Below are 13,088 nucleotides of genomic sequence, written 5' to 3' on the forward strand. Positions count from 1 at the left end.
TCCCCTTTCTCTAAATTCAGCCCTTCATTCCTCCTACCCGTTACTGCCTTGCCATCATGGGAACCAAAAGATGTCTCTATAGGCCCTTCTTAAAACGGTTCAGTTGGCTTTGGAACGACCTGCCGGAACCTTTGTTTGTGCCGGCAAATACGTTTGAATCAACCTATCATAGACCCATGCGCCGAACAAACCGCCCAAAATCGGTGCGGCCACAGGCACCCAGAAGTAGACATCGGGTCCAGGGAAACCGATAGGACCCCAGCCGGCAACAGCCGCAAAGAGTTTCGGTCCCAAATCCCGTGCCGGGTTCAGAGCAAATCCGGTTAGGCTGCCCCAGGAACCGCCGATGACGGCCACTGTCAAGCCAATTACCAACGGAGTCAGGTGATTCAAAGCCGGCACCAACGGATTCCGATCATCTCCTACGGCCAAAATGACGATCAACAGCAAGGCGGTAATCATGAACTCCACAAAGAAAGCATCCCAATTGCTCAAGAAGGGCGCCGGATAGGTGGAGAAAATTTTTGCCGTTGCCAGACTGTCGGCACTCCCCCGCACGATATCCTTCGTTTTTTCAAACTGGGCAAAAGCGCCGCGATACAGGAAGTACGTCGCGGCTGCTCCCGTAAAGGCACCCAACACCTGCGCAATGATGTAAGGGATTACATTTTTCCACGGAAATCCGCGAAACACGGCCATCGTAATCGTTACCGCCGGATTGATATGAGTTCCGGAAACGGCACCAGTGACATAGATGGCGATGGTTACTGCCAACCCCCACAGGAGTGCGACATCCCACAAGTTGTACGGAAGCTCATTCAGTACCCAACCAGCTACAGCTCCCACACCGATGAAGATCAGAAGAAAAGTACCGAAAAATTCAGATAGACATGCCCCCCATAATTTCCGATCCAACAGATTCACTCCTTTTTCCCATAATTACCGTACATTTCCCTCGAAGATGTAAAAGGCCGTACTTCCCCTTCCCCATGGTGCACTGCGAAAAAGGGTACGTACGACCTCTCCTCATCTCCGGTCGACATGTACGCGCTTACAAGCTGTTTTTCTTATAGGCCATTATAATGGATTCACGAAATAGACACAACCTTTTTTCGCAGGCGATTCTTTCTATTATACACCCTTTCGCTCCTTGAACTTCCCCTCCTTCTTTCCCACAGCCCACGGGGGAAATGAGACTGCCAAATGTTTGGAGGCGATTGGCCGCCACCCAGCTGGGAAAAAGCCTGTTGTATGTTTACGCACCGACGCTGTGTGCCTTGCCTGTTTTATTGATCGCATTCACTGTTTTTCCGTATTTTACTATTATGAAGAAAAGTCCTCCTCGCAAAAGGCTTCAGAAAGCCCCTCTTTCGAAGGGCTCTCTTCGTTTCACCCCATATTTTTAATCAGGTGATGTACCTGCTCTCTTGCGGATCCCTTCGCTTGTAAGTCTTCCGTTTGCACGCCATACCAATTCATCAGTTCTTGCCACAAAGTCTGCTTTTGCTCCGGTGTCAGCTTCATCTTCCCCACCAGATAGTGGTACAGTTTTTCCACTCGGTGTGCATCTTGGTTCAAGGTCATCTCTTCCTCTCTGTCCGGATCGATGAATGGAAGATTTCATCTTTCACTATACCAGTTTCATGTCATGAACGCAGGAAGAACTGTTTAAAGAACACCCAAAAAGTTGCTAGAGAAACAGGAATCATTTTATAGCCGGACTGATTCCTCCTGCCAACCCTATGTGATTCGGTTCCCAAGGTACGAGTAGTTTAACGCATAGATACTTGTCGGAGAGTTTACACCCTCCCTCGTCCGACGCTCGGTTTCATCCTAACCCTAAAGGGCTGGGTTTTCCTACTCGCTATCTATAGAATAGAAACCCTCCGTCGCTGAAATAAGCAAGACCGTTGCTGGGAACGGCAGCTGGAAAAACACCGCGGCCCCCTTGTTCCGGTTGCTCACGGTGTTTTTCACTGCCCCATGGGTTCAAACATTTTTTGCAACACCAGAGTGAACGCTCCGATCGCTTGAGCGTGAGTACCCAATTCAGACACGGTGATGCTGACTTCTTTAGCCGGAACGGATAAAGCCCGGTTCTTAACGGTTTCTTTTAACGGCTCCAAAACAAAGTCTCCAGCCCGGATCACGCCGCCGCTTAAAATGATTTTGGTCGGGTTGAACAAATTGACCAGATTGGCCAAGCCGATACCCAGATATCGTCCCGTTTCGGCCAGCACTTTCCGGGCCAGAGGGTCTCCCTCCTCAGCAGCTCGGCAGATATCTTTTCCCGTGACGGAAGCTCCTGCCTCTACCCGCCCTGACAACGAGGAAGGGATTCCTTCGCGAATCCGAGCCAGTGCCCGTTTCGCCATCGCCGGTCCGGAAGCAAAAGCTTCCACACAGCCGTGGTTGCCGCAACTGCATGGCGGGCCGTCCAGGTCAATCACTGTATGCCCCAGCTCACCCGCAGTAAAGGATGGACCATGGATCAGCCGATGTTCCAGCATAATGCCGGCACCCACTCCTGTACCCACATTAACCACGATGAAATCGCCGACATCCTTCCCTTGACCAAACCAGCTTTCACCCAAGGCAAGTGCACGGACGTCATTCTCCACTTCCACTGGAAGGTCGAATTCTTTTTCCAGCAGGGTGCGAAGCGGGATATCTTTCAGCCCCAAGTTGGGTGCGAAAATGGAAATCCCCTTATCCGGATCCACTAAACCATGCATCCCCACACCAATACCCAGGATGGGAACCGATTGCTCACGCGCTTTTTGAATCACGGTTTTTACGGCTTCTTTTACTATGGCTATAAATACATCTGCTTCCGGGCGAGTAGGAATGGGCAATTCCGCCTCTTCCAGAATATTGCCGTTCAAGTCGGCGGAAACCGCCTGCACCCGTTTCGCACCGGCATATACCCCCACCACACAAAAAGCCTCAGCATTGATGGTCAACATGATCGGCTTGCGGCCGCCGGTAGATTGACCGAGATCACTTTCTACTACCAACCGGGACTCCAACAGCTCTGCGACAATATTGGTTACTGTCGGCGGTGTCAACTTGGTATGCTTGGCGATCTCTGCCCGGGAAATCGGGCCGTGCAGCCGAATCACATTGAGAATGGCCGATTTATTTATCGACTTCATCCAGCGAAAGCTTCCAATTTGCATGGAACGCGGCATGGTTGTCCCCCTTTTCACCAACCCAACCTTAACGAATGAGAATATCCGGACGATGATACCATCTGCTGTCTAACTCCACTCGCAGTACAGGCCAATCTCCAGTATACGTCAAAAATTCATTGGAATCCTGCTTGACAAGAATGGTATCTTCCGATTTAATCCCCCGGATAGAAGGATTCCAGGCAAACGCTTGGTAAAGCTGAACATCCCCTTCACTCTCCAGTGTGGCCAAAAATTCACGGGAAGCGTAACCGGTCGGTCCACCTTGGTGAAGATAACGCCAATCTCCCGGGTACCCTGCCTGCTCATACGCCTCGATGCCCTTTTGAAACACTTCCCGGATGCGAACTCCCGGTCGGGTGGCATGGTTCATCACCGCATCAATTCGGGCCAGCTTGAACCGATTCTCCGCCACCTCCTTTGGCAGCGGTCCAAAATGGACGAACCGGGTGACATTGGCTACCAGGCCCCACTTCTCTGCACACAAAACCAGCATCGCATACCGTTGCAGTTTTTTATCGGTTGGGATGGGGTGGCGATAGTTGTAGATGCGTTCATCGGCGGCCACAAGGAGCACCTGAACCCGGGCTCCGAAGGCGATGACTTTGGAAGCTGCATGGGCGGCAATCTCATGCTCGATCATGCCCGGCTCAATCTCCCGGCAGGTGGACTCCACCGCTCGGGCCGCCATTTGGCACAACTCCCGGTACCGATCCTGCTCCGGCGGGGTCAGCACATAAGTCAACCGTGCCAAGGCTTGCCCGATGTAAACACCGTGATCCAATCCCAGAGCCGCCGGAAGTACATCCGCCCCTACCCGTCGCCCTTCACATAGGGCGGTCAATGCCTGCTCCGTCCCTTCCGTCCACTCCGTAGTGACAAACTCAAATCCGAGACCGTCCAGCTCTTCTTCCCGGATCCGGGCCGCTTCCATCTGCGTGGTTACACAGACTGCCCGCTCCGGCAGGATGACCAAATCGGCCACGCCTTCTTCCACGGTCTGCACGATATCATTGGCACGTCCGCCCGTCAACCAGGAGAAGCTGCGACGTTTGCGAAGAATAACAGCATCCAGTTCTTTTTCGATCATTAAGTTCCTTACTTTCTCCAAACGATCCTCCACTTCCAGCCGGCTTGCCATCAGCATTTCTTCTTCCCTTCAGCATACCCGTGAGGATGGGTCTGATGCCACCGCCATGCCGTTTCCAAAATGACGTCCAAATCGGCGTATTGAGGTCGCCAACCCAATTCCTCCCGCGCTTTTTCGGAGGAAGCGACCAACACCGCCGGGTCCCCGGCGCGGCGCTCAGCCATCTTCACCTGGATCTTCCGACCGGTGACTGCTTTGGCCCGCTCAACCACCTGTTTCACAGAGAAACCCTTGCCGTTGCCCAAGTTGTACACACCGCTTTCCCCCGTTTCCCGCAATCGCTTTAAGGCCAGCCAGTGGGCTTGAGCGAGATCCATCACATGGATATAATCCCGTACACAGGTCCCGTCCTCCGTGGGGTAATCCTCCCCAAAAATAGAGAGTGCCACCCGCTGTCCCAGCGCCGCTTCCAGCACAATCGGGATCAGGTGGGTTTCCGGAGTGTGATCTTCCCCGATTTCCGCATTAGGGTGGGCACCCGCCGCATTAAAATAGCGAAGGCAGACGGATTTCACATCATAGGCCTGCTCGCACCACCGCAGCATTTTTTCAATCGCCAGTTTGGTTTCTCCGTAGGGGTTGGCAGGTTCCGTCGGATCCGCTTCTCGGATCGGAATGTGCTTCGGCTCCCCATACACCGCCGCCGTGGAAGAGAAGACCATCCGCTTCACGCCGTGCTTTACCATGGAGGCAACCAGACTCCGGGTTCCCTCCACATTGTTGTGATAATATTTGAGCGGGTCCTTGACGCTTTCGCCCACCAGCGAGTGAGCCGCAAAATGAACCACTACGTCTACTTCATGTTTTTGGAAGATAGCATCCAACAGGGCTGGATCGTTCAAATCCCCGTGGTAAAAAGTATGGGCCCGCACCGCTCCCAGGTGTCCCGTTTGCAAAGAGTCCAACACAACCACTTCTTCGCCACGATCCAACAGTTCCATCACCGTATGACTTCCGATATATCCGGCTCCGCCGGTCACCAGCACCGCCATGATGTTTCCTCCTTTTTTGTTCGTAGAACGATGGAATATGAGTCTCTCTTTCTGCCTGCTGTATCACCGGTCGCTTATACACCCGTTCCTTTACTCCGCCGTTTCTGTTTTAACGATCTCCCGGGCGCCGGCCCCGATGCCTCCGGGATAAAAGAGGGGAGGAAGCCCGGTTTTTGCTTCATATTCCGCTTTTACTCGAGTTTTAAAGCTTTCCAAAGCATCTTTGTACACCAGATTGACCGTACAACCGCCGAACCCCGCACCCGTCATACGGGTTCCAATACATCCCTCCACCTTGCAGGCGGCCTCAAATAAAGCATCCAATTCCGCTCCGGTCACTTCATAATCGTTACGCAAGGAGAGATGGGAGGCTTTCATCAGCTCTCCAAACCGGAGCAGATTTCCTTTTTGCAGGGCTTGCTCGGAATCCAGCACCCGCCGATTCTCTGTGATGACATGCCGTAAGCGCTTTCGCTCAATAGGGGAGGAAACGGCTCTTTGAGCCTCTTCCCACCGGGTCACACTGACATCACCCAATGTTTGGATCTCAGGCAGCACCTGCTGTAACGCCCTGAATCCCGATTCACATTCTCGGCGCCGTTCATTGTATTTGGAGTCCGCGAGACCACGGGATTTATTGGTATGAATAATAGCCAAACAATAATCGCCCAGTTCCAGGGGGACATGCCGGTATTCCAAGGTGTCGCATTTTAACAAAATAGCGTGATCCTGTTTGCCCATACCGGAAGCAAACTGATCCATAATGCCGCACTGTACCCCGATGAACTCGTTTTCCGCCTGTTGGGACAATTTCACCAGCTCTACCCTGTCCCAATCCAGCTCCTCCAAAGCGGCCAAAGCCGTCGCCGTGGCCAGCTCAATGGATGCGGAAGAAGAAAGTCCGGCACCCAAAGGAAGGTTGCCGTGAAAAAGCAGGTCCGCCCCTTTCAGATGGACTCCCCTGTGTTGGAACTCCCGGATCACTCCCTTGGGAAAATTAGCCCAATTATCTTCTTTGCGAAAGGTAATCCCTTCTGCTCCACACTCCACCTTCTCTTCAAACCGGGTGGAAGCCAAACGGAATCGGCCGTCATTCCGGGGACGAACCATTACCCAAGTACCGAAAGGAAGTGCGGCAGGGAACACATAACCCCCGTTGTAATCCGTATGTTCACCGATCAGGTTGACCCTCCCGGGGGCGAAAAAAAGACGCGTCTCTCCCGCTCCGTACAGATCCGCAAAACGAGCCTCCAATCGCTCCACTACACTCATGCTTTCACTTTTCTCCCCTCTTGCAGATACTGCTTATACGCTTTTCGCAACTGCTTCGCCGACTCCTCCACTGCAGTTGGGTTGCAGGCAGCCCAGGCGCCCATCTCCGAGGAAGCATAAAACTTGATTTTGTCGGCCTCCCGAAGCGGCGGATAAAATTCAATATGGAAGTGGTAGTAGTCCTCCACATCTTCCCCATTTACCGGTCGTTGATGAAGCACCATCATATAGGGAAACAGCCGGTTGAACATCGTATCCATCGCCCCGGTCATCTTTTGCAGTATATCAGCCAGGCTCCGTTTTTCCTCCCGGGTGAAGTCGCTCAAAGCGGTTTTGTGGTTTTTGCTCACAATGAACAATCCATAAGGATAATCGGTAAAGAACGGGATGTAAGCGATGAAGAAATCGTTTTCCGCAATCACCCGCTGTTCAAATTTCTTTTCTTCCTTGTTCATGTCGCAAATGAGACAGGAACCATGCTCTTCGTAATGGCTCTTGCAATTCTCCAACTCTGTCCGGATCTTCAGCGGAAGGTGGGAATAGGCATAGATCTGTCCATGGGGATGGGGCATGGTTACTCCGCACTCTTCCCCCCGGTTTTCAAAGATCAGCACATACTGGTGGCGCGGATCTGTTTCCAATTCCACAAACCGTTCCGTCCACAAATCCACCAGCTTCTCGATATGGTCCACCGACAGCTCCGGAAGCGTGGTCGTGTGACCCGACGAGTACAGGATCACTTCGCACTTTCCGACAGCTTTTTCCGTTTTGTACAAATCGGTGGCAACCGCGTCCGGCTCTGGCGGCTCCGGCATCAAAGCGGGAAAATCGTTATCGTATTTCAGCACATCGTAATCCTCAGGCACCTTTCCGGAGCCCGGGCAGAAGGGACAATCCGTTTTCGGCAGGGTGGGGCGGTTTTTCCGGTTGGATGCGACGATGGTCCAATCTCCAAGCAAGGGGTTAAATCGCAATTCCACGGCGGGGACCTCCTATAAATTAAATTAATTAACTAGCCTCTATCATACCCAATCTCCTTTCCATCTGCAATCGCTTTCTCCGGAGACTTATGCAAACCGAGAGTCTACCGATTTTTTCGTTGAACTCTGGACAGATTTATGTCATATCTTTAATAGGGGCGTCCAAAATACATATATTGGAGTGTGACATATGAACGCATCCTATCAGCGCTGGCAGCTTTACTCCAATTTGGATCCGGAATTGAAAGAAGAGTTAGCCTCGTATAACAAAACTGACATCGAAGATGCTTTTTACCGTCATCTCGCTTTCGGCACCGCCGGAATGCGGGGCTTGATCGGTCCCGGCACCAATCGCATCAACCGCTATACCGTCCGCCGAACAACCACAGGGCTGGCCCGCTTTCTTTCTGCACAAGGGGAGAAGACAAAAAACCAGGGGGTGGTAATCGCCTACGATTCCCGCCGCATGTCACCAGAATTTGCTGAGGAAGCTGCGTGTGTATTGGCTTATTACGGAGTTCCAGTCTACCTGTTCCCCTCTCTCCGTCCGACTCCGATACTCTCCTTTGCCGTCCGCCACCTGAACACTGCCGCAGGAATTATGATCACGGCCAGCCACAACCCGCCGGAGTACAACGGCTACAAGCTCTACGGCGAAGACGGGGCACAAATGCCGCCGTACAAAGTGGAACATATCATCCGGGAGATCGAGCAGATCGAGAACGAACTGACCCTGCCCACAATGTCCAAAGAAGAAGGCATTCGCACCGGGCTCATCCGCATCCTGGGTGATGAGGTGGACCGCGCTTATATCGAAAAAGTGAAATCACTATCCCTGGAACAACAGAAAAATCCGTCCCCGGACCCCCTTCGCATCGTGTTTACTCCATTGCACGGAACAGGCAATCTACCCATACGCCAAGTGTTGGAGGAACTTGGTTATACCCATCTTTACATCGTACCTGAACAAGAGCAGCCAGATCCTGATTTCCCCACAGTCTCTTCCCCCAACCCAGAAGAGCGGCAAGCCTTTGATTTGGCCCTGACTCAAGCGAAAGAGCAAAAGGCCGACATCGTACTCGGGACCGACCCGGATGCAGACCGCCTGGGTTTGTTCGCCAAAAACGCCGCCGGTGAATACACCGCTTTTAACGGCAATCAGATCGGAGTACTGTTGCTGCACTATTTGTTGGAACGACGCAAGGAAAAAGGCAAGCTGCCGGAAAACGGCGTCGTGCTGAAATCCCTCGTCACCTCGGAAATGGGAACAGTGATCGCCCGGGAACACGGCGTCACAATGGTAGATGTGTTGACCGGATTTAAATACATCGCGGAAAAGATAGAAGAGTACCGCAACACGGGCCGACACACCTTCCTTTTTGGTTACGAAGAGAGTTACGGCTACCTTTTCGGCGATTTTGTTCGAGACAAAGACGCAGTCCAAGCTGCCATGATGTGTTGCGATATGGCCGCATACTACAAGCAACAAGGCCGGACTCTGGATCAGGTGTTGGAGCAATTGTTCGAAAAACACGGGGTCTATGCCGAAGACCTTTTTTCCATGACCTTCAAAGGCAAAGCCGGACAAGAAAAGATGGACCGGATAATGACCGAATGGCGCACCACCCCCTTAAAAACGATCGGCGGGATTCCCGTTCGCGAGCTAAAAGATTACGCCAAAAGAATCGACGGGCTCCCGCAAGCCGATGTATTGAAGTACTTGCTGGAAGATGGATGCTGGATCGCCGTCCGCCCCTCGGGTACGGAACCAAAAATCAAATTCTACTTCAGTGTAGTCGCCAAGACGCGCGAGGACGCAGAAGACAAAATGAACCGGATTCAAGCGGATGTTCGGGACTTGGTAGAACGTTCTTGACACTCCACACGGCTAAAGTACCACAGGCACTCCCTATGGTCGCCGTGGGATTCTTGAGTGGTTAACGCCCTCAATCCATTTCTGTTTCGGGCAACCCTCAAGCTAGGGCTGTGTCATCAGCCCATCCCACCCGGTTAGCACGTACCCGGATGGGCGGCACACCTATTACCAGTGTGCTAGGCTACTAACCCTGAAATCGCTTTGGCGATGTTGATCGCCCCATTCAGATCAGCGTGGATGGTGTATCCGCACTGTTTGCACTTGAAACGGATACCGCTTCGGTTCGCCTTTTCGCGATGACCGCACTTGCAGGTTTGGCTGGTGTATTCGGGATGGACTATCTCCACCCGAATACCCGCCATCTCCGCTTTGTAGCAGATCATCTCTTTCAGCTGATAAAACGCCCAGGAATGCAGGTTCCGTCCGGCTTCTTTTTTTGACTTGGCCCGGTTCCGGATGTTCGTCAAGTCTTCCATGCGGATGAGTCCAACACCGTTGGATACCGCAAAGTTGACGATTTGACGGCTGATCTTGTGATTGTGATCTTTCATCCACCGAGCTTCTTTGTCCTTGGACTTTCGGATTGCATCGAGCTTCTTGGCTTTGCCCAGCTTCCGCCGTTTGGCGGCGTAGCGTCTGCGTATGTATGCGCATGGATTCCCTTTAAAGAACAGGGATTTGGTTCCGATGCTTGCCACTGCCAAATAGCGGAGTCCGAGGTCAATGCCCATCACCTTTTCGCCTTGGCTGGCTTCCACATCAAACGTGATCGGCAAGGCAATGAACCATTTGCGCTTCTTTTTGTAGAGCTTCGCCGTTCCTTGTTTGGCCGTTCCGTCTATGATCCGATCCAGCCATTGTTGCTGATATGACCGAGCCACAACCGGCACACCGATACGCTTCTCCAGCATAGGGAACGACACCGTGTAGAAGTCACCATTTTTCTCGACTTTTAGGTTCTGATTGAACGAACACCATATCTTCCTGAATACCCGAGCTTGTTGGTGTTTCTTCTGCGATTTCACATCCCGGATCGTTTGGTTTATGATTGCAGACGGGAACTTCTCGTCAGAAAACTCCTTGAAAATCTTGCTGGTCGCCTTGTTCACGTCGGGATGAAGCAAGAGCCAGTTTGCAAACTTCGTGTTGATCTGTGTCATTTGTTCATACATGGCCTGTTTGAATTGGGTTGGTTGATACAGTTCCAGCTTGAGTGTGATGGTGGGCATCCATTCACCCCCTTTTCTTTTGTTCTTCCACATATCGACGGATCGTTTCACTTGAAACGTTTCCAGCCGTACTAACAAAGAATGAGCGTGTCCACAAGCTTGGCAAATGAGATAAGTGATTGAATTCTTGCCTCAGTTTTCTAGAAGTCACCCCCTTCAATTTTGCCATGATGTCAGATGGCGAATCACTGGGTAGGCAGTTTAAAAACAGATGACAGTGATCTGACATCACTTCCATGGCAAGGATATCCCAGCTATTTTCCTGACAAATTTCTTTTACCAACTGTTTGAATCGCTCTTTCACTTGGTTTATCAACACTTTTCTACGATAACGTGGGCAGAAAACAAAGTGGTAGTTAATCAGAGATACCGTCTTTTTCGTCCTTCTGTATGCTTGTCCCATGGTTTTAGTTGTATCGGTATTTTATTAATACTGCAACAACTAAAAACAAAAAATGTTGCTCAAGTCCCTCTTGTACGACCAGCAAGAGCTGCGTCAAAACTGTCCACCCGCCATGTGTGGGAGGACGCCAAAGAGTGGGTGCGTACCAACCGCTTGAGCGAACGGGGGAAAGCACTCTATAAACGAAGAAAGGAGACCATCGAGCGAGTTTGCTGATGCCAAAGAGCTCCATGGTCTCCGATAGCACGCATGAGGGGCTTGTCAAGGTCACAGAACAATACCTCCTAACCGCGTGTGCCCAAAACATAAAAAATGGCCCTGCTCCTCTCCAAGAAAAGCAGGGGACCCGAAAACGGGCCGCGATCTCCCTTGCACATTTTCATTTTTCTCTGTTTCTGGAAGAAACAAAGCCCTGTCGCCTTTCGGCGCAGGACTTTATCAGCAACCTCAGGCTCCTTTTGGAGCCCTTTGTCCTCTTAATTCTCCAACCGTTTCAACAACGCGTCCCGTTCGGCTTCGAAACCGGGTTTGCCAAGGAGTGCAAACATGTTTTTCTTGTAAGCTTCTACTCCAGGCTGGTCAAAGGGATTGACACCCATCAAATAACCGCTGATTCCGCAAGCTTTTTCGAAGAAGTAGACCAGTTGTCCAAAGGCATACGGACTGATTTCCGGCACTTGAACGATCAGGTTGGGCACTCCTCCGTCGGTGTGGGCCAACAGTGTTCCTTGGAACGCTTTTTTGTTGACGAAGTCCATGGTTTGTCCCGCCAGGTAATTCAACCCGTCGAGGTTGCCCGCTTCTTCCTGGATGGTCAGCTCTTTCGCCGGACGATCCACCGTTACCACGGTTTCGAAGAGATCCCGGCGCCCTTCCTGAATATATTGTCCCATGGAGTGCAGGTCCGTGGTGAAGTTGACCGAAGCCGGGTAAATCCCTTTAAGGTCCTTTCCTTCACTTTCCCCGAACAACTGCTTCCACCATTCGGAGAAGTACTGCAGAGACGGTTCATAGTTGACTAACAGCTCAATCGTTTTTCCTTTCCGGTACAAGGCGTTCCGCACCGCAGCATACTGGTAGCTGGGGTTCTCAGCCAGGCTCGGGTTGCGGTACGCTTCGGAAGCGTCCCGGGCACCGGCCATCATATCATCCAGGTTAATTCCGCCCACAGCAATCGGCAGCAGCCCCACAGCGGTCAGTACCGAGTAGCGGCCTCCCACATCGTCCGGAATCACAAAAGTTTCGTAGCCTTCTTCATCAGCCAGCTGCTTCAAAGCACCTTTGACCCGGTCGGTGGTGGCATAAATCCGCTTGCGTGCCTCTTCCTTGCCGTACTTCTTCTCCAAGTACTCCCGGAAAATCCGGAAAGCAATCGCCGGTTCTGTCGTCGTGCCGGACTTGGAGATCACATTGACGCTGACATCCTTTCCTTCCAACAGCTCCAACAGGTGCGCCGTGTATGTAGAGCTGATATGATGACCCACAAAATAGATTTCCGGTCCTTGGCGCTTCTCCTTGGAAAGCTGGTTGTAGAAGGTATGGGTCAGCATTTCGAGCGCAGCCCGTGCACCCAAGTAGGAACCGCCGATCCCGATTACGACCAAGGCGTCGGAGTCGGAACGGATCCGCTCGGCAGCGGCCTTAATTCGGGCATACTCCTCTTGATCGTACTTACTGGGCAGATCCACCCACCCCAGGAAGTCACTCCCTGCACCGGTCCCTTCATGCAGCAGTTTGTGTGCGGCATGGACACTGGATTCCATTTGGTCCAGCTCATGCTGGCCGACAAATGACAAAGCGTTGCTGTAATCAAAGGTAAGCTTCGACATGGTACCCTCCTGTGTATGTAAGTAGCGTTCTTGTTTACCTGCTAAAGAAATGGATTCCGCTCCTATTGTAATGGATATCCGAAGGGATTTCAAAATGGATCCGCTTTTTCTCATCTAGATTTATAAAGAAATAGAAAAGGCCCTGCGCTTAAAAGACGACACAGGG

11 protein-coding genes and 1 pseudogene are annotated in these 13,088 nt (G+C 51.9%); 2 read left to right on the forward strand and 10 right to left on the reverse strand.

The features are described from left to right. Positions 1–99 precede the first annotated feature (99 nt). From IEW70_RS08920 to galT, 7 genes are all read right to left on the reverse strand, one after another. A complete protein-coding gene (locus IEW70_RS08920; RefSeq protein WP_188647569.1) occupies positions 100–915 on the reverse strand; it encodes an MIP/aquaporin family protein in 816 nt (271 codons plus the stop codon). A 474-nt stretch (positions 916–1,389) separates the two neighbouring features. Continuing rightward, on the reverse strand, positions 1,390–1,578 hold the full coding sequence (locus IEW70_RS08925) for a hypothetical protein (protein WP_188647570.1): 189 nt from the start codon (positions 1,576–1,578) through the stop codon (positions 1,390–1,392). A gap of 395 nt (positions 1,579–1,973) precedes the next feature. Next, on the reverse strand, positions 1,974–3,191 hold the full coding sequence (locus IEW70_RS08930) for an ROK family transcriptional regulator (RefSeq protein WP_188647571.1): 1,218 nt from the start codon (positions 3,189–3,191) through the stop codon (positions 1,974–1,976). A gap of 28 nt (positions 3,192–3,219) precedes the next feature. Next, a complete protein-coding gene (locus IEW70_RS08935; protein WP_229751901.1) occupies positions 3,220–4,338 on the reverse strand; it encodes a M24 family metallopeptidase in 1,119 nt (372 codons plus the stop codon). Continuing rightward, positions 4,332–5,333 (reverse strand): UDP-glucose 4-epimerase GalE, encoded by a 1,002-nt coding sequence (galE, locus tag IEW70_RS08940; RefSeq protein ID WP_188647572.1) that lies wholly within the window; start codon positions 5,331–5,333, stop codon positions 4,332–4,334. The genes IEW70_RS08935 and galE overlap by 7 nt, the downstream gene beginning before the upstream one ends. 90 nt (positions 5,334–5,423) lie before the next feature. Beyond that, positions 5,424–6,605, reverse strand: a complete 1,182-nt coding sequence (locus IEW70_RS08945) for a galactokinase (protein ID WP_188647573.1) — start codon at positions 6,603–6,605, stop codon at positions 5,424–5,426. Continuing rightward, a complete protein-coding gene (galT, locus tag IEW70_RS08950; protein WP_188647574.1) occupies positions 6,602–7,585 on the reverse strand; it encodes a galactose-1-phosphate uridylyltransferase in 984 nt (327 codons plus the stop codon). Before galT ends, IEW70_RS08945 begins: the two co-directional genes overlap by 4 nt. Before the next feature lie 190 nt (positions 7,586–7,775). Here galT and IEW70_RS08955 point away from each other — a divergent pair, with 190 nt between their 5' ends. After that, positions 7,776–9,461, forward strand: coding sequence for a phospho-sugar mutase (locus tag IEW70_RS08955; protein ID WP_188647575.1), 1,686 nt, complete (start codon positions 7,776–7,778; stop codon positions 9,459–9,461). A gap of 176 nt (positions 9,462–9,637) precedes the next feature. Here the strand turns inward: IEW70_RS08955 and IEW70_RS08960 are convergent, their stop codons facing one another. Together IEW70_RS08960 and tnpA are read right to left on the reverse strand one after the other, a co-directional pair. Next, complete coding sequence (locus tag IEW70_RS08960; protein ID WP_188647576.1) at positions 9,638–10,690, reverse strand: RNA-guided endonuclease InsQ/TnpB family protein; 1,053 nt, start codon at positions 10,688–10,690, stop codon at positions 9,638–9,640. Between the two features lie 4 nt (positions 10,691–10,694). Next, entirely contained in the window at positions 10,695–11,093 is a 399-nt protein-coding gene (tnpA, locus tag IEW70_RS08965) for an IS200/IS605 family transposase (protein WP_188647577.1), read from the reverse strand. Positions 11,094–11,198: 105 nt separating this feature from the next. Here tnpA and IEW70_RS17875 point away from each other — a divergent pair. Next, positions 11,199–11,404: pseudogene (locus IEW70_RS17875) on the forward strand (transposase); the annotation flags it as partial. Between the two features lie 165 nt (positions 11,405–11,569). Here the strand turns inward: IEW70_RS17875 and IEW70_RS08970 are convergent. Beyond that, positions 11,570–12,922: a glucose-6-phosphate isomerase gene (locus tag IEW70_RS08970; RefSeq protein WP_188647578.1), complete on the reverse strand. Its 1,353-nt coding sequence runs from the start codon at positions 12,920–12,922 to the stop codon at positions 11,570–11,572. Positions 12,923–13,088 lie beyond the last annotated feature (166 nt).

The organism is Marinithermofilum abyssi, assembly GCF_014641195.1.
Classification (GTDB): Bacteria; Bacillota; Bacilli; order Thermoactinomycetales; family DSM-45169; genus Marinithermofilum; species Marinithermofilum abyssi.